Origin of the sequence: Aureliella helgolandensis, from assembly GCF_007752135.1 — a bacterium.
Taxonomy (GTDB): domain Bacteria; phylum Planctomycetota; class Planctomycetia; order Pirellulales; family Pirellulaceae; genus Aureliella; species Aureliella helgolandensis.
Genome location: NZ_CP036298.1, coordinates 1,943,776 through 1,967,371, shown reverse-complemented (window position 1 = coordinate 1,967,371; position 23,596 = coordinate 1,943,776). Strand labels below are relative to the sequence as shown.

Sequence of the window (23,596 nt, the reverse complement as noted above, 5' to 3'; positions counted from 1 at the left end):
CTGGCAACGATAGTTACGCTCGCAGCAGTCGCTCCACAGCCTCCTCCCAAGACTACTTACCTTTACTTTGACACCGCATGCAACTTCCCGATCCAATCGACGACGACACCTATTCAAGGGTCGATATCCTCGCCAGCGATTTCGTGGCTCGCTATCGCAACGGTGAGCGTCCCACCATCGAAGAATACGCGAGTCGCCATCCGGACTTGAGCGAGCCAATCCGACGTGTCTTTCCGCTGGTACTTTCGGTCGAAAAAGTTAAAGTGGACCAGCAATCCGAAAGCGACGGCAGCGCAACACTTGCAGGGCGGGTCTTTGAAAGACTCGGCGACTTTCGGCTGGTGCGAGAGATCGGGCGAGGCGGGATGGGGATCGTTTACGAAGCGGAACAAGAGTCGCTCGGGCGCAGTGTCGCGATCAAAGTGCTGCCCAAGCAATCTTTGCTAGACGACGATGCGCTACAGAATTTCAGGCGAGAATCCAGCACTGCGGCGGCGATGCACCATTCCAACATCGTGCCAATCTTCGGCACAGGCGAATGCGATGGAACTCATTATCTGGTAATGCAACTCATTCGAGGCCAGTCGCTCGATCGTCTCATCGGCCCCGTAGCTACGCTCGCCACAGCGTCGCCCCCACCGTCTGGCGACGGTAGCCACAAGTCGAACGACCAAACGACAATCCAAACATTCGCTTGTCGCACCGCAGCTGAAATCGCCAGCCAGATCTCCGACGGACTTGCTTACGCTCATGGAAACGGCATCCTCCATCGCGACGTGAAGCCGGCCAATATCCTGATTGACGAAGATGGCGTCGCGCAACTCACCGACTTCGGACTTGCGCGGAACACGCTAGAGGATCCGACCATGACGCACGCACTCAGCGGCAGCCCTCGCTACATGGCACCGGAACGTTTTCAGGGACAATCCGATGAGCGGTCAGACGTGTACGGTGTTGGATTGACACTCTACGAAATGCTGACTGGTACCCCCGTTTTCAAAGACCTGACTCCGTATCAACTGCCAGAGGCCGTAAAGCTTCATCTCATTGAGCCACTGAGGGATGTTCGCACGGACGTTCCAGCGGATCTGCAAACAATTGTCGCCAAAGCGATCAATCCTGAGCCGGCGCATCGGTATCAATCCGCGTCCGATTTACGAGACGATCTGAATCGTTTTTTGAACGACGAGCCTATTCTTGCTCGACGCACAACGGCGTCTCAGAGACTTGTGCGTTGGTGCCAACGCAATCCGAAGCTGGCTGGGGTCAGCGGCATTGCCGTCATGTCGATGCTGGCGGCAACAGTTGCGTCGTCGGTCGGTTTTGCAATGACATCTGCTGCCAACCAGCGGACCAGCATGGCACTCGCACAATCGGAACAAACGGTCGACCTCGCACTGCAATCACTCGACGGCGTTGTGGACCTCGTTGCCATTCCAGCATCCGCGATGGGGGATATGGATTTGGGAGAAATCGATTCAGCACAATTTCTACTGGATCCCTCACCGCATGCTGCCAGCATGTTGAAAAACATCCAACCGCTGTATGAACGCTTGGCGAATCAGTCGCCCACTCGGCCCGATATTGTTCGCCAAATGATTGAAGCGAGCCTTCGGCTTTCTCAGATTCAACAACAACTCGGACAGACCGACGCCGCGATCACAACTCTCCGCCAAAGCGTTGAACTCTTGGAGACACGCGGCGAGTTGGCCGGTTTGCCAACCAATGAGAAAAGAATTCTCATCGCGCGGTTGCACAACGAGCTTGGCAAAGTCTACGGATCGCAACTAGACTACGCGAAATCGGACGAAGCCTACGCAATGGCAATCCAGTCCGGCGAAGCTGTCGTCGATCCCGACGATCGGCTGAAGTTGCAGCTGGCGTATGCACTTGTTTCACTTGGCGATCCACCTCCGCAACGTCGCCGCGACCAAACCAGATCGCCGGATGAATCGCGAATGGCCCGCGAGCGATTGTCGGCAGCCAAATCGCTACTGAGTGAACTCAAGCCGTCCGTACATGACGCGAGTGAATTTGCCGTGCTAAGAGCCAGGATTCATTTTGCCGATTCACGTCGAGCAAAGCGGCCAGCAATTCGACAGGCAGAGTTTCGATCAGCTACCGAAATACTACGAGAACGACTGACTCAAACCCCAAACGATTCCCGTGCTCGATTTGCCTTGATCGAATTGCTCGCCAGCGTACATCTTCGACGGCAGTTCGGTTCGGAACGCTTCGTCGACGACGCAGACGAGCGACTTCACGAAGCGCTCACCGAATTGCAACCGCTGCGATCGCTCAATCCCAAGACACAACTGTTCGCCGTCTCCGAAGTCCACATCCTGCACAAGCTATCGAGCCTCGCCCGTTCGGCTGGCGACTTCGCCCTTGGACAGAAACGCCTCGAGCAGGCCATTGCCATCCAGTCGTCTTTGGTCGATGCATCGCCCGCCAGCATGCCCCACCGATGCTGGAGAGCCCTGCTGTACCGAAGTCTTTCCGAGATCCATCGCCATCAACGAAACACAAACGCGGAACGTGTTGCAATCGCCTCAGCAGTCGCGGACGTAGAAGCCATCGACGCGGAGTCTAAGCTACATCCCTTCGCAGTTCAAACACAACAGATCATTCACAAGCTGGTCACCGAAGAAAAAGACAGTGCAGCCGAAAATGCCACAATTGAAAATGACACCATGTAGTCCAGAAAAATCAGAGATTCGGAATCGACGGTCTAGCTGCCGCTGCACTCGATGGCTTGCTCCCGCAGATCAAAAGGCCCGTCTTCTTCAGCGGTAGAGGTCGTCCTGAGTTCAATCATGCGAAGATTATTCAGCGCAAGAGATGTCACGTCTACGAAGCGACGGCAGTTGATGTGCTCGAATGCTGCAAGCTATGTGAGAACGCATCAAGGGGTTCGAAGAGCTTAAGTTCACGGCTTGAGCCGTTGCCGAATCGGTCAGGAATCGGAGCAACAATGCTCCTGTAAACATCGGCCAAATTCTGACTTGCCAGGTTTCCAACTGGGGCAATTCGGTGGTTAGCAGCACCAGCGTTTTAGAATGCAACATCTTGCATATGAAGGCAAAGTTTTCGGAAATTCAAGTCGGTTCGAGTCACATGCCTGGTGGACGGTTGGACTCGAACCGTAACCGTTGCAACAACGTCGCATGTGGCCACGCAGGTGGACTCGGCGGTCTTTTTGATCGGTTTCGAGCGTCTTGGGTAGAGCGGCTCATGGACAAGCAGCGAATGACCGAAGAAACAACTAGCCGAGTCTTGACCGGTCGGTCTAGACCATGTACACTTCGCTAAAGAAGGCACAAACTACGCGAGATAAAACAATGCCGTGGGAAAAATCATTTCAAGAGTCGGACGTGATCGAACAGGCGATGAAAGTCTTCTGGGAGAAGGGATACGCTGCGACATCGATCTCTGACATAACCGACGCAACAGGAATCAAACGAGGCAGCCTCTACAACGCATTTGACGGAAAGCGTGACATTTTCGCACGGGCGCTGCTGAAGTACGGCGGTGATCGACGGACGAGTAAGTTGCAGTTGCTGGAAAAGGTTGATGATCCGCGCAAAGCGATCGCAATGTTTTTCGATTCGCTGGTCAAAGCAACGCTGGACGATCCCGACAAGAAGGGGTGCTTGCTGTTCAACACCGCGCTCGAATATTCGTCGCATGACGAAGACGTCCAAGAACTCGTGTCAGACGGGATCAAAGAGGTCGTTAGTTTTTTTGAAGGACGAATCAACCGAGGAAAGGAGCTTGGCTCCATTCCCGACTCGGTTGATACTCGCTCCACTGCGAAGGCTCTCGTTGCATTGGTGGCTGGAATTCGCGTGCTGGGTCGCGGCGCGTTCGGGAAAACGGCCTTGCGACAAATCGCCCAGCAGGCAATTGCGTTGATTTCATAGGCCAATAGGTGAACCGAAAGCTAGTGGAATTCACGGTAAGGAGTTCCGCCGCGAGTGCGTCAAGTAATCCAGGGGGGCACGGCTCCCCATTTCCCAACACCAGTTTTGACCGTTCAGTACAAATTAAGCAAGGGAAAAGCGATGACTAACTTTAGTGTTCATACGATCGAGACCACCAACCCCAACCCCATACGCCATACGCCATACGCCATACGCCACTCGATCATGAGTTTTCGAGAAACGACTGGAGTGCCGCAAGCCACTCCACGAGCTAACGTGGAGCCGAAGTAGCATCACGTTGGATAATCACACATGCCAATCGGCTGAAGCCAAGAATTCGTTTGCAAGGACTTCGGCCGGGAATGCACCTCACTAACTGTCACTTGTTTAAAAAAGGAACTCCAATATGAAACCGCTATTGATCGCGCTGAATTCGATTTCAGGTCTCATGCTCATCCGGTTTACCATTTCGAAATTTGCAGCATGGCCGGTATCCGTTGCCGCATTTGTGGATATGGCCAAACCACTTGGAATTGATCCAACGTTTTTCAGAATTAGCACAGGCTTCGTTATCGGTTATGCCGCGATATCGTTCTTTACGAACTCGCTAATCCTGCTCCTGAAGCAGGAGCGAAACGAAAAATTCAAGCTCCTTTTCACTTTCAATAGCCTCTACGCAACGGGTGCCATGACTGGTGCTCTATTCTCGGAGTTTTTTCTGCGGTCGAACCCTAAGTGGCTGCTAGTCTACATCGCGACCGGAATCGTGAGCGTCGCTGTCGTGAACCTTCTCTCCCGCTATAGCAAGATCCCACAACTCCTACGAAAGAATAGCACTAAAGTGCACCTCAAGGCCCAGAGCGTTGCTTAACCCAGGACAGCGACGTAGGAAGCTCATCGACAAAGCTGCCACTGAATGCAGCCCAGCATCGATAAAAGGGGAAATGCCGGAACAAGGTTGGATGTTTTAGCACCAGAGCTGTCCGAGCAAGAGCAAGAAACCGCCGGCGCGAGGCTCCGGCTATCGTAGCATCGCGCGGCGCAGGCAATGCAATCGCGTGAAAGTAACGGCTCATGCTTAGCCTGCCCAAACCGATCGTCTCGGCACTTTGCGTCAAGCTCAAACTGTCTGACACCAACACCAACACCAACACCAACACCAACACCAACACCAACACCAACACCAACACCAACACCAACACCAACACCAACGGCAACGGCAACGGCAACGGCAACGATATTATGAAATTGCCATTTGCTGCAACGTACGGCATGAAGCAATCCGGCAAGCTCACCTACGCTTTCTTCGACGCGGACAGCAAGAAGTGAGCTGAGCCAGCCGACGTCATCCAAGCAGTCGAAATCCCGGCTCAAAGGTCGTCGCGCTGCATGGCGACTCGCGACCTTGGCACTGATTTGCGAGCATTGTCTCAAGCGTGACGAAGTAGAAAACACCAGACCGCAACTTCACGATGAATTCGGAGAGACCATTCATGTCCAGTAATCGAACCGCAATTGTCACCGGTGGATCCGAGGACATCGGCAGCGAGATTTCTAAGCGACTGGCTCGTGACGGATAAAGGGAACGCAGAGGTCTAAGCGAACCTCGTCATGTACTCATAGTAGTAACCGAACGATGCGCGTTCTCCTGCTACCTGCACGCGTGGCCCCCCTTGCATCTAAGCTTCCGTCAATGCCCCAACGAATTCTCCAATGGTGCTGGATTGGAGCGATTGTGGATCTCTAGCGTTACCCAGATAGCAACATAAAGGCGAATGAAACAGACATCCGATAGGGCAATTGAAAGCTGCACGACCCTACGGAGAGCTCCCGAGGTCTGATTGCCGATAGTGGGGCCGGACATCGCCCCGCAGCAACTCCAGGCCGATCTGCGAGGAAAAACAGGGCAAGCATCTTCGCAGCCTCACTGTAGCCCCCAGGGCTCTCGGCAGGCAAGAACAACGTCCTTCGCAGTAGCGAGATTGAGAGAGGTTCCGTCGGGCGAGGAAAGCGTTCGAGGCGCGTTTCAACTTACAATCCCAAACCGGTTGATTCCATTGACGCTTCGTTTGAGTCGCTTGCGATCGTTACAATCGCTGTCTGGGCAAACGTCCGAGTCAATTCACGATCGCGTGCTAGCTCGGCCTGCAATACGGGTAGGCCTCGGCGGGCTTCCTTACCATATTCGCCCAGCAGTGTGATTGCGAACTGACGCATCTTTCGAGACTTAAGCGTTCCATTCGCCGGAACACGGCTCTCAATTTCCAACCCCCACTCGGGATCACTCAACAGCAGAATTAGCGAGTCAATCGAATGCTCGCGCCGCCCCTCATTGCTTGGTTGCATCATGCAAAACATCGCCTTTAGCACGGTCTCCGGATCTCTGGACTTTGCCCACGTCATCAGTTTGTCATGAATCGCATCCAGATTTTTGTTAAGCGGGTAGAAGCAATCGATCAAGAATGACTGAACATCAAGTGATGGATCTGACTCGAACGCCTCTTTCATTCGTATCGAGACTTTGCCGTCGACCGTGCTCCATGACTGCAGCATCAACAGCGAGTGCAACCGCACGCGGTCGCTATCGTCGTGAGATGCAATAAGCAATGCCGGCAGAAGGAGCTCGCGATTGGAACGTATCCAGCCTTCATCTGCCGCGGAATCTGGGGCGGTTTCCTCCATGCCCGACTCGGTACCGATCGACAACTGCAAGGCGAGTAGTCGTTGATTGGTACTTCCATTTCGAAGGCGATCTGCGATCTGTTTGACGAACGCTTCATCTCTCAACGGGAGTTGTTTACAAATGAGGTTCCACGGATTCCCTTCATCGTAAAAATCTTCGATCAGCTCCTCGGTCAATGTCAATTCAGAAATCTGATCGACCATATTGAAGAGGTAGTCAACCGCCGATTTTTGGTGTCGCTTCCCGGAGACAGTGGCGATGCAGTGTGCGGCAACCGTCAGCGTTTTCGCGTCCAATTCATGTTCAATCTCAGCGAACCACTCAGTCATCGCGGCAGTGATCACATCATCGCAAGCTGGGATCGAGCGAAACCTGACAATCGACTTCAACGCACGTTCGTGCTCGAACCCCGTTTGGTGAGGGGCAACATCAGTGTTCATGTATTCCCAGTAGTCGTCCAGCCACTTTGAAACCGGCTGGCCAGCGAACTGCGGTGCTGAAAACGCTCCAGAGTTTTTTTCCGTAGCAACATCCGTATCGCTAAAAGGGCGGAATAGTACATCGGATATTTTTCCGGTGGGCGTGCTCTCGGACTCGCCAAAAAAGGCGTCGATCTGAACCGTTGCCTCGTCGCTTGGTTTCAGTCCGACATCTTTTCTCAAGAGGTGACCGAGGTGAGTTTGATCCTTCCGATAGGGTGACCAGTCTTCTATATTGAGAAGCCTGGCAAGCCATTGAGAATTCTTTTGTAGACTGATTGGCAAGAAGCAATTCATGCTTTCAGTTTCAGCGATGCCCAGTGCGGATTGCGAATCCGCATTTGGACGCCCATAAATATCCGCAAGGTAAACCGTGAGGTTTCCGGGCGGATGGTTGATTTTGTGCGGAACCGTTAGCGGCTCGCCGAGCTGGAATAGGTAGTAGCCAACACGCATCAAATCATTGCCTGATTTCATGAAGAGGCCGTCATGGTTGGTGGGTTCCACCGTAACGGAGCGAAGGGCAGAGTGTTCATGGAGTCCTCGCCGTGAGACCATGAATCTCGCGGGGAGCTTTTGCCCATTAGGTTGCCAAGTCCACTCCAGGGAGGTTGTTCCATCCACCTGCAGCACCTCTCGGGTCAAGTGGAAACGGATCGAATAGATCAATTCACCAACTCCATTGGTTGGGGTCGGAAAAGAGTGAAACTCGCCCGGCGGCGCGTCCGGCTCCGGCACGAATGGATTCCCATAGGCCCCGCTGATGAGATTTCGCTTGGTCATGTAGTCGCGAGCTTCTCCGAAACGAAGGCTCGAAATCGAGTCTGCCGACGCCTTGGATTTTGAATCGATAACCGTGACGCAGTTCTCGTCGGATGATGGTGCCACAATCGTCAGATCTAACCCCTTCCCAAACTGCACGATCTGCGGCAAGTACCTGCTACTCAACTGCCAGCTAGCGGGCGTCGTCACTTCAATCTGGTATTTTCCGTAGGGCAGTGCTTGATCAATCGCAACACCGTCTTTGTTGCTGACACCCTTCACCTCTACTGGACGATCTGAACTGCCTATCATTCGGATTTTGACTTGAGTTCCAGCTAGTGCGGTCCTGTTCTCTCGCAACACCTTGACTTTAACCGATGCAAATTCGGGTGAGCGTTCAAGTGACAACTCTGTGCCGCCGGGCAACTTATCTGGTGAGAGCTGAGGAGTGATTTCCGCGTTTTCCAGGACGGCGTCAGGGGTCTCACTGATCGTCGCGAGCCAAGTGCCACTGCGGCTCAGGGTAACTTCGTTACCTTCAATCGCGAAGTGTATACCGTCACCTTCGATTTCGAGAATGTACTGACCGGCTTTCAGTCGAGCAGTCGCGCCGTCTCTTGAAATCGTCAGATGTTTGACAACTTCGTCACCCTGTCGAATGACAATGGGTACGTCGGTATCGCAATTGGTCTCAATGCGAATTGTGCCTTTGCCCGATTCCAGAAAAATGATCGTGGCCGCAATGGTGAAGAACGCAAATGCGGCAGCGACAATGAGCTTGCCGATCGGAGGGAAGCGGGAGCCAACTAGACTACCGGTCATGTTGGCGGCACGACTGCCGGTACCGAAACTCTCGACGAGTTTCGCTGCAGACGCGGGCAGCGACGTGGTCGTTGGTTCCTGAACATGAGCGAGACAGCCTTCGAGCAACTCGGCGACCTGTTCGGCTGAATCAAATCGCTCGACAGGTTGCTTGGCCATGAGTTTTCCGATGATCAAGCACAGCCACTCCGGAATTTCTGGATTCAGTTCTCGTATCGGACGCGGTTCTCTGTCGGTGATCAATCGCAGCACGCCATAGCTGGATTCGGCTCGGAAGGGCGAGTGGCCGACGCACATCGCGTACAGGACACTGCCGAGACTGAACAGGTCGCTGCGGTGATCGACCGTCTCGGCGCTGGCCTGTTCCGGTGACATGTACTGCGGCGTTCCTGCGATGATTCCGGTGCGCGTGATGCTAGCGTCATCGACCGCGCGAGCCAGGCCGAAATCGGTCAACATGACTCGTTCCACCGACCCGTCGAGCAACATGTTGGACGGCTTCACGTCGCGATGGACGAGGCCTTGCGCGTGTGCCGCGGCCAGACCGCGAGCGGCCTGCATGCCGATTCGCAGAATCTCTTTCACCTCCAGCGGACCCTCATCGTCGATCCGTCGTTGCAGGTTTTTTCCGGACGAGTACTGCATCACCAGATACGGAATGTTCTGCCACTGGGAGACGGCATAAATCGGTAGGACATGGTCGTCGATCACGGCTGCCGCCGCCTGGCCTTCGCGCTGGAATCGCTTTCGCGCAGCGCCCGATGCCGCCAGATGCGGTAGCAACATCTTGATTGCGACATAGCGATTCAACGGAGCATCGAAGGCTTTGAAAACGATTCCCATCCCACCTCGACCAAGCACGCCCAGGACTTCGTACGTGCCGATGCGTCCCAGCATTAGCGGGTCATCGGTCGGCCCGAGCAGTTCTAATAGCTCGTCGGTACTCTCACGATCATCAGTTGCATCGACGCAGAGATCGCTCCCTTCTGCGGTGACCTCACCCTGCAATGATCGCTCGGCTTCATGCCACCATTGCAGGTCTCCGACTCGGCTAGCCATCGCCACGCGGCAACTGTCACAGGAAGAAATGTGCTCTTCCCACCGCTGGCTTTGCGATGTCGCGTCGTTGCCGGTCAGCAACGCTTCGATGTCCGATTCCTGTAGACACTGAGATACGGTTTTCATGATTCCATATTCCAAAAATCGGACACTTCGTTCACTTTGTCTTTGATGCGTCGCATCACGCGACAGCGAGCGATGTAGATCGCGCCACTGCTACTGCCCAGTTCCGCCGCAACGTCCGCGATGCTGCGACCGCCAATCGTTGTTTCATGGAACATGGCCCAAGTCGAAATGTTGAATTCACCTTGAACTTGTTTCGCCGCCCAACGGAACGCTTCCATACAGCTCTCGTTCAAAATCGCCGTCGTCAAGTCTTCGCCGTCCGGTATTTCCAGCAGCAAATCCGCCGCGCTAGAGCCCCCCGCCGCTCGATCCGGCTTCACACGAGTGAGCGCATTCAGGATCGCATTGCGAGTGACTCGACCTAGCCAATTGCGAAACTGGGGGCCATCTTCTTGAACTTCCCAGTCTTCAACGGCCCTGGCTACGGACATGAACACGCGCTGACACAGATCCTCTGCATCCGCGTGCTGCAACCCTCGCCGTCGGGCAAGCCGATAAACCACCGGCTCGTAAATCGCCATGAACTGTGTCCATGCGAGCGCATCGAGCGAATCACGAATCCGCAGAATTAAACTCACGCTCGTTTCCGGCCACTGGCTCATGATCGCTCACAATAGAATAATGAATAGCTCGGTGGTCCTGCACCGAGAGGTCAAGGTGGAGACCGCGGTGTCATGCTGGCATTATGGACTAAATCTCTCCCAAACGTCCCGCTCTACAAGGTTTCACACAACCGCGTGTAAAACCTTTCAGCAGATTCTGCAGAAACAACGAACGGGGACAGTGAATATTTTGCACTTGCTAGGCTGAGATGGTACGCCGCCCCTAGCGGTGCCGGCGACTCTGCAAGCACGAGCGCGCGCAGCGACCGCACTGGAGGTCGGGCGTCGTGGAGCACTGGGAGGCTTTGAGGATTCATCTGCACCAGCGGGCTGAGAGAGAGCCCCCGCCTTCCGCCCATCGGTTCGATGGCTGTGGGCGCTGGGCAGCCAGCCGCTCCCGGATCTCCCGGCAGGCGTGCTGGCCAAGCTGCGTCTCACAGCGACGACCGTACCTCCTGTGTCGTTCCGCGTGTTCGGCAAGATTCACCGGCGTGCCGTCAAGTCAAACGGGTGGTTGCAGTTGGTCTCTGGGCAACTCCTCCGAGCCGTCGAGCGAATCGGTCATACCGGCTCACAACGGGTTGCGGTCCACGTAGTCCATGCAGGCCAGCGCGTCGGCGGCATCCTCCAATCGCTTCGTTTTGAAGCGTTGTTCGAAAAAGTGTGCGCCGCACTGGTCCTCCAAAATAAATGTGTTCGCTGTAGCGATCGGTTTCGTTGCCGGCTCCGCATGAAATACGCCGTCTCACTAGCAATTGAACTAGGCTCAGCTGGTGGTCGCTGCCCCCGTCTTCGTATTCTGTACGTCCGACTGCGGGTCCTGAGTCAACGACAGTGCGGCTTTCAAGCCTTCCGCTTCGATCTACTACACGGCGGCTTGTAATACGGAATGCGTGGCGACAGCAGGAAGCCCGTATGTCTCATGCCCCTTTCCTTCGGATGCCCAAGTCCGTACTTGCCGTTAAGTCTGCCACGTTCATTGACGGTGAAGGCGACGGATACGGGAACTGAAGGGCAGATAGCGTTCATCACCCCAGCACCGTTCAGGTTGCCTCTTTAGACCGCGACTTTTTGTCGATCTTTGAACAATACAAACTGCGGTCTTTAGAACCAGCGTTCGTGCCTTCCTTCAACAGGCCAGTAGCAGGGACGCTCCATGGTGGTGCGACGGGAGGCTGCTCGAGCAACTGGGGCTAGGAGGCTTCCGTGACCTTTCTCGCCACGGATAATTGCTATCGACTGCTCTCCGATTCGTCGTCGAACACCCGTAGCACAGTGCCGGATTCAGGAACTAGTTTGTCGAGGTCATTCGCGGTTGCATCAATTGACATGGAGTTACTGCATGTCTAGAATTGCGTTCGGTCGGACCGCACCCGTTTGTGCGGAGTTCTTAGTTGTTCTCTCAACGTATCGTCGCAATATGCTTGGTCGCACTCTATGGAGTGCCAGCCGCGGTTGGGCCTCATTGGCACCAACACGAGCATGCCTGCTCACATAGCGACGCTTCCTGCGAAGTCGAAGATGATCCGTCAAGCGTCGCAGGCCACTCGTCGCATTGCTGTTCGCACGTTGAGCATTCATTGGCGCGACGGACGTCGGGGCCGGGCGACAATCCACAGGTTGTAGCCAGCCATGGTGCTTGCTCGATCTGTGCCTTCTACGCGCAAGCTCAGTTCGAGCATTGCTTCATTCTCGAAGTCTACAGCGGCCAACTGATCACCTCAGTTGCTGTGGCGTATCTATCAGCCGAATCGATTCGGACTGTCTACCTTAAGGCCCGTGGACCTCCCTGCCTCGCCTAGGCGTCAACACAGTAGGCATTGCATTGTTGCATCACCGCGCTGGTCAGCTTACTGGCGTGATGTGAGATCGTGGCCTACCTACGCGCCAACTAGCCTCCTAACGACGACTGCTGCAGCGCATGCGCTAGCGGGCCAACTAGTTCCGTGTGATTGAGCAGTGTGTCCGCGCGATTGCGTTGAGTGGATGCTCGCACATCCCATCAGGCTTTTTTGCAGTGGCAATAGAGTTGGCCCAAATTCGCTTTGGCCAATATTGGCCGCGATGTCAATCAATTGTCGGTGGTAGTGCTAGTAGCTCATCACCGGCATAGGTGGGACCGCTGCGCGCACTGAGTGCGTGTTTACAAATCGAGTGCACCTCGCAAAACAAGCATACCCAAGCGTAAACATCATTAAATATAGAAAAAAGCAAATGCGAATACCTCTACGAAGTCTCTTGACATTGAGCCTAATGCTCCTTGGTTTTACGTCAGCGCACGCCCAAACCAACGAGCGGATCATCGCACGTCTTTTCTGGCAGGACGCTTCCGACCAATCGCTCAAAACTGGTGATCTTAAGCGAGATCAAGCATGGAGCTTGAAAACCGCCAAGGTCGATGGCTTTCCAATTCTGGAGCCAGATAAGCAGATGCATGTCCAGATGCAACAGGCAAATGGAATCGTGCTAACTGGAATTCATGATACGGAAGAAGGGAAGTTTCAGAGTGGATGGGTTGCGATCGAGTCCGGTGTAGTGCAAGAAGCCCATGGAAATCATTTCCATTGGAAATACACTGCGCAGCCCAACCTACTTGTCACGAGGCTGGATGATCAACAAGGCAATCCGGCGCACGTTTATCTTTACGATGGCATGTTCTACCTTGCGAATGACAAGAAGAACGGCTTTACGGTGGTCTCACCTGCGCAGCTTCGTATCAACCAAGGCACAGGTGCGGATCATTTTGTATGCGCCGGTGGAGGACACATCACGCTGGCGGCGGTTTCCGGACAAGTTGCCTATTCGACTTGGATCGACCGCGACGGCGATAATGTTGGCCGCGTGGATGTCGTTGGACTGGGAAGCCATGCCAACCGTCGCTATCAGTTTCAACTTCCCAGTGGTGGCATTCACGGAGCAATGCATTGTTCCGGCAAAGTATTCTTTGCCCCTAGCGATGGGATTTGCTGGGTCGAAGCAGATATCAGTTTGAGCAAGCAGGCGACGGCTGTCGTTGTAAATCATGTTTCGCTAGGAGACGACACGGACGGAACCCCAAGGCGAACGGGCGCCTTCGTGACATCTGCAAACCATGTGCTGTTCAATACCGGGCGTGGTTCGGCTGCCGAGCTGTGCATGCTGGACGCATCGAGCTCCAAGCCCGTGTTGGGCACCGTTGGGCTGTCCGTGGCGGAGGGCAACTCAGCTACCACCCCCACAGTTGTCCAATCACGAACCGGCGAACCGTTCGCTCTACTTTTCGAAGAAAGCCATAGTGGCGAACTTCCAGAAAAAATGCATGTGATTGCACTGGATCCGAATCGCGACGGAAACTACTCCGATGCGAATCTCAGATCGTCCATCGTTGTGGGCCGCAGCTTGATTGAGGGACACAGTGGGCACCACGAAGCGACCGCCATCGGTCGCGCCTACGTTGCGATCACCAATCCAGGATCTGGAACCATCGCGATTCTCTCTACCAGCGATTGGACAGTGCAAACCACACTCCAGGTTGGCGGAACTCCCACTCGCATCATCGCAGTAGGAGGTTAGGCATGTTTTATAGAAGCATTCGAGGGTGCTGTGTTTTGAGTATGTCTTTGATCGTTGGTTTTGTTGGATGCCAAGGGCAGCGCGACGCCACACCTAACCAAGGAGAGTACGAACATGGCGAATCACAAGGCCATGAAGTGTCTTCGGAGGAGCATGCTGAGAACTTTCGAGAATTAGTGCAAGACATTGAGGCAATGACGACGGAAATCTGCCAAGCGTTCGTGGATGGCTCACCCGAGGATGTTCACGACACGCTACATGGAGTTGGACACTCGCTTGAAAAGTTGCCCGAACTGGCTGCAAAGGAAGGCAAACTCTCGCCGGAGCAAATGACTGCGGTCAACGAAGCTGTAGAAGCTCTGTTCGATGGCTTTGGAAAGCTCGATAACACGTTGCATGGCGGAGAAGATGTCGACATCCAAGCGATTGAAGCACAACTCGTTAAAAACCTAAAGAAAATCAAAGAGGTTTCAAAATGAACTTGGAACGATTAACGAACCGTCGGAATTATTTGAAGCTACTCGGCACCCTAGCCTCCAGCATCTGCCTTCCAGTTGCTGCAGGCTGCCAAGGTGAAAAAAAACAGTCCATTGCCGATTTGAGGGCCAAGGTTCTAACGCCAGAGGCACCTGCGGATGTTTCCTCGCTATCCGAGGCTTATGCGACCTTTGAAGAAGATAAGCGAATACGAGTTGTCGGCCGCATTTTCTCAAGCCTTGGATCTCCCTTTGATCTCGACACGGCAGCCTTCAATTTTATCGAACTTCCCAAGCCGGGTCACTCACACAACGACCCTGGTGATTGTCCGTTCTGCAAACGCGACATGGAGAATGCCGCACAAGCCATTGTCCAAGTGGTGCAGGAATCTGGCGAAGTTCTCAAGCCGTCCGCAGAAATCCTCTTTGGCTTGAATAGGAACCAAGATTTGGTCGTGGTAGGCACTGCAACCAAAGTCGGCGACATCATGCTGATTAGCGCCAGCTCGTTGCATGTGCTATCGCCGGAGAAAGCAGCAGAGTTCGCTGAGCGTGTGCATAGCTAACGCCATGATACCGCGCTATGCATCCGACCTAACTCAAGCCTCCAAGGTGCGAGGTCTGACCGGAACACCTGCGCGCACTAGAGCTTCGCCCATCACTATTTCGCTCAATACATACAACTGAATCCAATGCACACAACTACTACACCTCTCGACCACATACCATCAACTTTAAACAGAGCCGCATCTATGCCAACAGCAGACTTATCAACCAACCGACAAGGGGGATGGCAAGATTGGCTAGGCATCACTGCATCAGTGGCTTGCGCAGTTCACTGTGCAGCGATGCCGTTTGTAATTGGGTTCCTCCCAATGTTTGGATTGCAATTCTTGTCCCACGAGTCGTTTCACGCGACCATGGCGATTCTTTGTTTTGCGATCGCAATCATCGCATTTCTTCCTGGATGGCGGCAACATCGACGGATGATACCAGCAGCCATCGCAGGAGCGGGAATCACCGTGATCGGTTTTGCTGCGTTTGCAATGGACGATTGTTGCGCGTCGTGTGTTGCCTTGCCCACCCAGGATGCGCATACAACGAACGCTGCAACCTCGCATGAGACTGTTAATTGCTCAGCAAGCTGTTGCGCGTGCTGTCCGTCTGAAACTACTGCCGACGCTGCGATGAGTTCGGGCGAAGACGCGAGCGATTTGGCGCCCTGGTATCAGGCTGGCCTGACACCTCTGGGTGGACTCTTGCTCGTTTCCGCACACCTCTACAACCGCCGCTTGCTGTGCCAGTGTGCTTGCTGCAAAGCGTAGGAATCGTTCGCACTGCAATCCTCGAGCGCGAAGAACTAGCGGTGGTTCACCTTGGTAAACAAGCGCAGGACTCCTGCTAAGTCAATGCTTGAGGCACTTTTTGGAGCAAACCAGCCACATCAGAGGAGCGACACGCTCGCGGGAGCAGAGAGTTCCCATTTCAGAAATCATTCGATCCACTTTTTGGAAACACAACCATGAAACATACAAAAAAGAGCAAGGCGTTTACTCTCGTCGAACTACTGGTAGTCATTGCCATTATTGGCATACTGGTGGGCCTACTTTTGCCAGCCGTCCAGGCCGCACGTGAAGCTGCTCGCCGAATGCAATGTTCGAACAATCTCAAGCAGTTGGCGCTGGCGGCGCACAACTACGAATCAGCTCACAAGAGATTCCCTGGCCCCGCCGAAGATTCGCTTTACGGCTACTCGTTCCAAAGCAAGTTGCTTCCGTTCGTTGAGCAAGCCAACCTTCACAACCTCATTGACTACCAGCAGCCGCTGCTTACTGGTGTTGCATACAATCCTGATCTCAATCCAAACCTAGCGCCGGTAGTCGGTCAACTACTTGCGGTGTTTCTTTGCCCAAGTGATCCTGGCAATCCATTCTACATCGAGAAAGACCAAGAGTGGGCTGGAGCTAACTACATGGTGAACGCCGGACCAGGAAATGGATTCTCCTACTGCAGCCGTGAGGATACATTCGGTATCGCTTGGCGCGGCTCGAATGTGAAGTTTAGCGAAATCACTGACGGTACAAGCAACACTCTGATCGTGGCCGAAACACTGTTCGGCATGAGAGGGGACGACACTACGGATTTGGTTGACTATCGAACGCAAATCAAGCGTGTGAGCGGCGGTGGAGCGTGTTCCGCGACCGCCGAGGATCTAGTTGCACGTTCAGCCATGCGTTACGAGGGGCGTCGCGCTGGACAATGGATTCGAAACATCACTTACCAAACATTCATCAACGGTTTCTTTCCACCGAATGCGAAGCAACCTGATGTCTCGCACCACGGCGAATGCGTTTCCGGTGCAAGGAGTCAACATACCGGAGGAGTCAACGCGGCCCTAGCGGATGGAAGCGTCCACTTCCTGTCCGACAGCATCGACTTAAACACTTGGCGGATTCTACACGATCGCCGCGATGGTGAGGTTGTACAAAATGGTTTGGATTAGGTTGATCGTGACACTAAATCTCAGCTCGTTGACTTCTCCATCGCGGGGTTCCCAATGGTTCTAATTTGCACTCGTAGAAGTCGCATTTCGATTTTGGCATTGTCAGCCAGTCTTTGGATGGCCGGATGCAACCGATCCGTGCCCAGTTCGAGTCGCGAAGTCATTCAACCAGACGCCATTCAGGCTGATGGCAGCGAATGGGTGAAACAAACCTGGGACAAGAAGCACGATGCGCAGCTCGCGAGATACTTTCGGCGGGCTGCTGACGTAGCAGATAACCCAGCCTTGCAGGTAACTCCCGTTTGCTACAGCAGTGGATCGCGGCAGCGAGTCTACTGGCTGTCACCAATGAAGGACACCTGCCGCTGGGCGATGGTTGAGTTCAAAGGAACACGAGGCGACGAGATGGTAGAAGGAATCGGTGCACCGTTTGATGAACTTTCAGGAGTCGAGTGAAAATGTCGAATCTCATTGAAATGCTCTTAGCAATAGGCGGAAGTCACGAAGCAAGCCTGTTGGCAGCCTGCTTCCTGATTGCGCTAGTCTGGCAAGTGTCTGGGCTTGCCGTTTCGAGGCAGTGGTATCTGTTGCCGCTGGTCGTCGGCTTGAGCGCGCTTGCCGTGTTCTTGGTGAATCCAATTGCTGACGCGAACTCAATGTCTGATCTGCAAGCCCGATTCCTGCCGATGGACAATTTAATAAATCTGGCACTTGTGGTGGTTGTCGTTACGGGAGTGTCATTCTACGGCGGAATAAGAGTCGCTGGCAAGGATCGCGTGGATCGCTGGCGGACACTGCTAGGAATCTTGCACACGCTCCCAGCTATCCCAATAGTGATCGCGATCCTGATCGTACAGCAATCTTGGTTAGCGCGGCAAGTCGGAGCTAGGCCTGAGTGGGTTGGGATGGCGAGTGCAGGCCTAGTCTCAGCCCTGCTACTTGCGACTAGCTTGGCCGCCAGTCTTCTCTCCGCGTCACAGCGTGCCCAACTACATTTCATCTGCTGCCTGAGCCTTCTGACCGTCGTCTGCGTAGCACCCAGCTTAAACAACTCCATGCCATCGACAAGCGACGTGGCGACGACGCAGGCAGCCGCAACCTCCCTTGTCCCTTTCACCGTTCTCGCTGGCGTTTGTCTGGTGACGGGCTGGCTGTTGCAGCGGCGCCAAAACCAACGTATCCAACTCAATTAGCAAAGCAATTCCATGCAACTGTTGACCGAAGTATTCTACATTTTTTCCAACGCACTACTTATTCCTGTTCTAGTCGTACTGCTTGTATCGGTCGTTAGGACGCTTATTCAATCCGGACGCGTACTTCAGGAATACCTAACTCGATTACAACAGAAAGACTCTACTGCAACTCTGGAGCAAGCTTTAGTGCAAGATTCCGCGATCTTGCCAATCCAGGAACAGCGATGCGAAGTGCAACGAATCGTCTTCCAGATGTTAGCGGCGGCGAACGACTTGGCGCAGATCGCATACCTCGCCGAACGAGCGGAATTGGGGTGGCGACGACAGCTCGAAAGCTTACGAGGCCTAGTAAAACTTGGTCCCGGCCTGGGCTTGATGGGCACGTTGATACCGCTGGGGCCGGCACTGGTGGGTTTGGCGGTCGGAGACATACAAACGATGAGTAACAATCTGGTCATTGCATTCTCCACAACGGTACTCGGGCTTTTCGTCGGACTCGTCGCGGGTTACCTGGTGTCTGTGAAAAAGCATTGGTTCCAAGTAGATTCGGCACTGCTAAATCTCTGTGTTGATCGCATCAGTCTTCGTGCAGCTGCAGGTCGGCCACTAATTATGGAAGAGATGGAATCAACCAGCCAGTTGGAAGTCCTGCAAGCCGCCTCGGACGAGATAGCACAACAGGCCGACGTCGAGGAGATTTCCCATGTCTGATCCACTAGCAACTCAGAGCATAGATCAGCGAACACTGCTCAATGACTTGCGTTTGCGGCGACTCAAAAGAGCCAGTTCATTTGAAGAGGACGCGGAAGTGGAGCCTCTCTCTGGTTTGGCCAATCTTTTCGACGCGGCCATGGTATTCGCTGTGGCCCTAATGGTTGCGCTCGTCTCCTACCTACAAGTCCCGGCCCTGTTGAAGGAAAGCGATTACACCATCATCACCAACCCGGGAACGCCGGACATGGAGATCGTGGTCAAAGAAGGTGAGGAGATTAAGCACTACGAAGCCTCAGAGGCCACCGGCGCTGGCCAAGGCGAGCTACTCGGTCAGGCGTACCGCTTGCCCGATGGACGTGTCGTATATGTACCAGCTGAGGACGAGGAATAAAACATGACTAAACGACTTCTGATTTCGCTCGGTGTGCTGCTCGCGTTCTTTGCCGGAGGGCTATGGGCATACTATGAGTACTTGCGACCATTCCGGATCGCGACGATTGGATTCTCGGATACCGACTGGGCGAATTGGGAAACTGCGATTCAGCAAGCCGGCTATACCATTCATCGCTACGAGGACTCAGGAATAGAAACCGCTCGGTTGAGCAACTACAACCTTGTTTTCATTCGCGGTCAGGGACTTAATCTGACTAATGAGCAAGTCGCACGAATGGATGCTGCGAGGGAGTCGGGCACGCATTTCTACATTCGCACGGCCACCAACGCGCTCTCCGAGCAGCAAACGTCTGTGCCTGAGGAGCATCGCCTTGCAATCGCCGAATACATGCAGAATGGTGGCGAGGCGAATTTGATTGGTATGACTCACTATGCCGCTCATCACTTGGGAGGCCGCGAGGTAAAAGTGCCTCCTCTGATCGAAAATCCGCAAAGCGGTTTTTTTCACCATGATGACACGGTGTTCGAGACACTGGATGAGTTTGAACAGTTTCAATCGCAACGTGGATTGGGGGCCGATAGCAAGTCTCATAAAGTTGTCTTGCTGGGGAGCTTCATGGACCCGCAAGATACGCTCAATCGTGCCCCGGTCGATGCACTCCTCACAGCACTCGAAGACGGAGGTGCGAAAGTCTATCCCATGTTCGGTCGTTCCGAGATGCTTCCATTGCTGCGTGAAATTCAGCCGGACCTGATCCTCACGTTTCCCCACGGCCGCCTGTCGCGCGGCGGCGAAGGAGACGCACTCTTGCGAGAGTTGGATTGTCCGATCGTCAGCGCGCTCCCGCTACTCAGCAGCCGTGATGTTTGGTTGGCCGACGAACGCGGGATGGAGGGCGGTTTTCTGGGACAGTCCATCACGGCACCTGAACTGGACGGCATCATCGAGCCCATCGTCGTTACGTCGATGGAACCCAACGAACGCAACTTAAGCGTTCGGACACCAATGGACGACCAAATGACGGCACGGGTCGACTTGGCAATGAATTGGTTAGAACTTCGCAAGAAGTCCAACTCCGAAAAGAAGCTGGTCATTGTGTACTACAAATCGCCTGGGCTTGCAGCGCTCTCAGCTGGCGGTTTGGAGGTCGTCCCGGCTTTATGGAATACGCTGAAGCGTCTTGAAGCTGAAGGCTATGATTTGGGAGACGGTTTGCCTGAATCTCCCGAAGCGCTTTTTGACTTGATTCAGACCAAGGGCAAGACTCTCGGGCAGTGGGCGCTCGGCGCCTACGAAACATTCTTGCGAGAAGCTGACCCCGAATTGGTTCCGGCGAAGGAGTATGCGCGCTGGTTCCAAGAGGCTCTTTCACCGAAGCGTCAGCAGGAGACGATTGATCTTTGGGGAGATCTCCCTGGCGACAAGATGGTGACCAACGTCGAAGGCAAGCCGCACCTTGTCATCAGTCGTATTCGATTCGGCAACGTTGTCATCATGCCTCAGCCGACGGTGGGCGGCGGCGAGAACGAAAACGAAATCAGCTCGATTCACGGTACGGACCAAGCCGCTCCCCATTTCTATCTAGGCTCCTACCTGTGGGCCCGCTATGGATTCGGTGCTGATGCCATCATGCACTTTGGCACGCACGGATCCCTGGAGTTTACTTACGGTAAATCCAATTGCTTAAGCCGTGATTGTTGGCCACAGATTCTCATCGGCGACGTGCCTCACATTTACCCTTACGTGATCAACAACGTCGGAGAAGCCTTGGTAGCCAAACGACGTTCCAATGCCGTCATTGTATCACACCTCACGCCACCTTTCATGGAAGCCGGATTGTACGGCGAACTGTCGCTGCTGCATGACAAGATTCACGATTGGGAGCAAGTCGAAGATCCGCTGTTGCGTGAAGAGACGCTCCGTTCCGTCACGGAGCTGGTGCGTGAATTGAACATCGCGACCGATTTGGGACTCGATGCGGAACATCTCGCGGGGCGAATGCTCAAGGAAGACGAGCTGACAGAGGTGCACAATTACATCCATCAATTGAAGGACCAAAGTGTGACCGATGGCCTGCACGTAATCGGGCGCGAGCTCGCCCCCGATCAAGTTCAACAAACAGTCACCGCCATGATGGGCGAACAAGGAGTCGATCAACTGCTTGCCTCACTCGGCAGGGCAGACGATCCCGCAAAGCTTGAGTTCCAACAGCAATGGGCCGCGCAGTTTGTGGAGTCCGTGCTGTCTAACGAGTTGCAGGTTGATGAGATTTTCACACCCGAGCAACAACTGAAGATGACGCAAGCGATCGAAGCCATGCGCGCCGCTGAACTCCCCAAACGCGGTCAAGAGTCGGACGGTGTCTCGGGCGCAACCAAGAAGGCGCCTTCATCCGACGAAACCAAGGTGTCTCCTGCTCCTGTTTTCGAAGACGTATCGGGAGACCAACCCTCAATCCCTTCCGCAGCAGCACAAGCGGATGGAGGTCTTTGGAAAGACGTTAATGAATTTCAATCTTGGGTTTCAAAGCGTCCACAAGACCAACAGGCACTCATCGAACTCATCAACTCTGCCAAGCAAAACGCTGCAAACCTTCGCAGCTCGCCTCAGACCGAACTCGACGAAATCGTGGCAGCGCTCAACGCGGAATATATTGCACCATCCAGCGGTGGCGATCCGCTGGTCAATCCTGACGCAGTGCCGACAGGTCGCAATCTCTATTCGATCAACGCAGAGCAAACGCCTAGCCCCGAAGCTTGGAGAGTTGGCATGAAACTCACCGATCAAATGCTTGAAGCGCATCGGGCGAGCCATGGCGGACAATACCCTCGGCAAGTGGCCATATCTCTTTGGGGCGGAGAGTTCATTCGTGGTAAAGGAACCGGACTGGCTCAGATACTCTACTTAATGGGCATGCGGCCAGTGTGGAACTCGCGCGGCGTAGTTTATGACGTAGAGGCCATTCCTGCGAGTGAATTGAATCGGCCAAGGATTGATGTGTTGGTACAGACCTCTGGGCAATTTCGCGACGCCGCCGCTTCTCGCATCGCATTGATCGACAACGCGGTTCAGATTGCGAGTGCGATCGAAGCAGAGGAGTATCCGAACTTCGTCCGTGAAGGGACCGAACAGACAGAACTGACACTTAAGTCCAATGGCATCTCCGCCAAAAACGCGAGGGATTTCGCGACAGCTCGCATCTTCGGTTCCGCAAGCAACAGTAGTTATGGCACGCAGATCATGGGCATGGTGGAAAAGGGCGACACTTGGGAAGCAAGCGATCGAGTCGCCAAGCAGTACATCCAGAATATGTCTGGCGTCTACCGCGATGGCGATCGCTGGGGGACGGTCCTGCCTGGTTTATTGGAGGCGCAGATGCAAGGCGTGGACGCGGTGGTTCATCCGCGTAGCTCGAATACCTGGGGACCTTTGTCGCTCGACCACGTCTACGAGTTCATGGGTGGAATCACTTTGGCGGTTCGTGAAACGACTGGCAACGATCCCACTGGATATTTCAGCGATCTACGCCAACCAGGACGCGCGAAAGTGACAACGTCGGTCGGTGCGATCCGTGAAGAGGCGCGCACCACGATGTGGAACCCGAAGTATATCCAAGGCATGCAACGCGAAGGCGCCTCGGCGGCAGCCTCTCTCACCGAAAGTGTTCGCAATATGTATGGCTGGAACGTGATGCAACCCTCTGCCATCAAACAAGACATGTGGGACGAAACGTACAAAGTCTACATCGAAGACAAATACAACCTAGAAATGCGTGAGTATTTTGAAGACAAAAACCCGTACGCATTACAAGAAATGACCGCGGTGATGCTTGAGACCGCACGCAAAGGGTACTGGAATCCCGCTGCTGAGGTCCTTCAACGCTTGGCCCAGGTCCACGTCGAACTTGTTGCCGAACATGGGGCCGCGTGTTCCTATGAGACTTGCGGTAACGCAGCTTTCCACGAGTTCCTAGGTAAGCAACTCAATGCCCCCAGTTCCGGCGCGACCCCGCAAACCGTCAGTGAATACCAGGCTGCCCTCGCCGCTGCCATCCAACCCAACGAATCGCCTGCAAAGGTCGAAGGCATCGAGATGAAGGAAATTCGCGATCAGGTGGTTGAACAACCGGCTGAAAACGAAACCCAGCCGACAAGGGCGATCTGGCTGTTCCTCGCGATTGTAATCGGTGGTCTTGCAGCGGGTTTTCGCAGGTCCTGCAAAAGCACGCTCACGACTTCACCAGCTGCCTAGTTACAATCAATTCTCGTTGCCAGGAAGAGCGCTAGATCGTTTCGGTGTCAGGCAGCT

The 23,596-nt window shown here is 54.2% G+C and carries 18 protein-coding genes; 16 read left to right on the top strand and 2 right to left on the bottom strand.

Going from position 1 to position 23,596, the window contains the following annotated elements; translation table 11 throughout:
* Window positions 1-77 precede the first annotated feature (77 nt).
* The 5 genes from Q31a_RS06950 to Q31a_RS06935 all read left to right on the top strand — a co-directional run bounded on the left by Q31a_RS06950 (window position 78) and on the right by Q31a_RS06935 (window position 5,252).
* Window positions 78-2,699: a serine/threonine-protein kinase gene (locus tag Q31a_RS06950; RefSeq protein ID WP_145075936.1), complete on the top strand. Its 2,622-nt coding sequence runs from the start codon at window positions 78-80 to the stop codon at window positions 2,697-2,699.
* 642 nt (window positions 2,700-3,341) lie between these two features.
* Window positions 3,342-3,923: a TetR/AcrR family transcriptional regulator gene (locus Q31a_RS06945; protein WP_145075933.1), complete on the top strand. Its 582-nt coding sequence runs from the start codon at window positions 3,342-3,344 to the stop codon at window positions 3,921-3,923.
* 141 nt (window positions 3,924-4,064) lie between these two features.
* Window positions 4,065-4,214, top strand: a complete 150-nt coding sequence (locus Q31a_RS29990) for a hypothetical protein (protein ID WP_197356369.1) — start codon at window positions 4,065-4,067, stop codon at window positions 4,212-4,214.
* Between the two features lie 115 nt (window positions 4,215-4,329).
* A complete protein-coding gene (locus Q31a_RS06940) occupies window positions 4,330-4,794 on the top strand; it encodes a hypothetical protein (protein ID WP_145075930.1) in 465 nt (154 codons plus the stop codon).
* Window positions 4,795-4,997: 203 nt separating this feature from the next.
* Complete coding sequence (locus Q31a_RS06935) at window positions 4,998-5,252, top strand: hypothetical protein (protein ID WP_145075927.1); 255 nt, start codon at window positions 4,998-5,000, stop codon at window positions 5,250-5,252.
* A gap of 702 nt (window positions 5,253-5,954) precedes the next feature.
* On the opposite strand, the gene Q31a_RS06930 is transcribed toward Q31a_RS06935, so the two are convergent.
* Both Q31a_RS06930 and Q31a_RS06925 read right to left on the bottom strand, forming a co-directional pair.
* Window positions 5,955-9,854, bottom strand: coding sequence for a serine/threonine-protein kinase (locus Q31a_RS06930; RefSeq protein WP_197356367.1), 3,900 nt, complete (start codon window positions 9,852-9,854; stop codon window positions 5,955-5,957).
* Window positions 9,851-10,456 carry an RNA polymerase sigma factor gene (locus Q31a_RS06925; RefSeq protein WP_145075924.1) on the bottom strand — a complete coding sequence of 202 codons (606 nt, stop codon included), beginning with the start codon at window positions 10,454-10,456 and terminating at the stop codon, window positions 9,851-9,853. The genes Q31a_RS06930 and Q31a_RS06925 overlap by 4 nt, the downstream gene beginning before the upstream one ends.
* A gap of 1,394 nt (window positions 10,457-11,850) precedes the next feature.
* Between Q31a_RS06925 and Q31a_RS06920 the strand changes: the two genes are divergently transcribed.
* The 11 genes from Q31a_RS06920 to Q31a_RS06870 all read left to right on the top strand — a co-directional run bounded on the left by Q31a_RS06920 (window position 11,851) and on the right by Q31a_RS06870 (window position 23,539).
* Entirely contained in the window at window positions 11,851-12,258 is a 408-nt protein-coding gene (locus Q31a_RS06920; protein ID WP_145075920.1) for a hypothetical protein, read from the top strand.
* A gap of 412 nt (window positions 12,259-12,670) precedes the next feature.
* Entirely contained in the window at window positions 12,671-14,008 is a 1,338-nt protein-coding gene (locus Q31a_RS06915) for a hypothetical protein (protein WP_145075917.1), read from the top strand.
* 2 nt (window positions 14,009-14,010) lie between these two features.
* Window positions 14,011-14,487, top strand: coding sequence for a hypothetical protein (locus tag Q31a_RS06910; protein WP_145075914.1), 477 nt, complete (start codon window positions 14,011-14,013; stop codon window positions 14,485-14,487).
* Complete coding sequence (locus tag Q31a_RS06905; protein ID WP_145075911.1) at window positions 14,484-15,050, top strand: hypothetical protein; 567 nt, start codon at window positions 14,484-14,486, stop codon at window positions 15,048-15,050. The genes Q31a_RS06910 and Q31a_RS06905 overlap by 4 nt, the downstream gene beginning before the upstream one ends.
* A 126-nt stretch (window positions 15,051-15,176) precedes the next feature.
* Window positions 15,177-15,809: a MerC domain-containing protein gene (locus Q31a_RS31335; RefSeq protein WP_145075908.1), complete on the top strand. Its 633-nt coding sequence runs from the start codon at window positions 15,177-15,179 to the stop codon at window positions 15,807-15,809.
* A gap of 197 nt (window positions 15,810-16,006) precedes the next feature.
* Entirely contained in the window at window positions 16,007-16,987 is a 981-nt protein-coding gene (locus Q31a_RS06895; protein WP_145075905.1) for a DUF1559 domain-containing protein, read from the top strand.
* 138 nt (window positions 16,988-17,125) lie between these two features.
* Window positions 17,126-17,443 (top strand): hypothetical protein, encoded by a 318-nt coding sequence (locus Q31a_RS06890; protein WP_145075902.1) that lies wholly within the window; start codon window positions 17,126-17,128, stop codon window positions 17,441-17,443.
* Between the two features lie 2 nt (window positions 17,444-17,445).
* Window positions 17,446-18,180 carry a hypothetical protein gene (locus tag Q31a_RS06885; protein ID WP_145075899.1) on the top strand — a complete coding sequence of 245 codons (735 nt, stop codon included), beginning with the start codon at window positions 17,446-17,448 and terminating at the stop codon, window positions 18,178-18,180.
* A gap of 12 nt (window positions 18,181-18,192) precedes the next feature.
* The gene (locus Q31a_RS06880; protein ID WP_145075896.1) at window positions 18,193-18,891 is read left to right on the top strand and encodes a MotA/TolQ/ExbB proton channel family protein; all 699 of its coding nucleotides are present in this window, start codon (window positions 18,193-18,195) and stop codon (window positions 18,889-18,891) included.
* Window positions 18,884-19,285 (top strand): DUF2149 domain-containing protein, encoded by a 402-nt coding sequence (locus Q31a_RS06875; RefSeq protein WP_145075893.1) that lies wholly within the window; start codon window positions 18,884-18,886, stop codon window positions 19,283-19,285. The genes Q31a_RS06880 and Q31a_RS06875 overlap by 8 nt, the downstream gene beginning before the upstream one ends.
* A 3-nt stretch (window positions 19,286-19,288) precedes the next feature.
* Entirely contained in the window at window positions 19,289-23,539 is a 4,251-nt protein-coding gene (locus tag Q31a_RS06870) for a cobaltochelatase subunit CobN (RefSeq protein WP_145075889.1), read from the top strand.
* The last annotated feature ends 57 nt before the right edge of the window (window positions 23,540-23,596 follow it).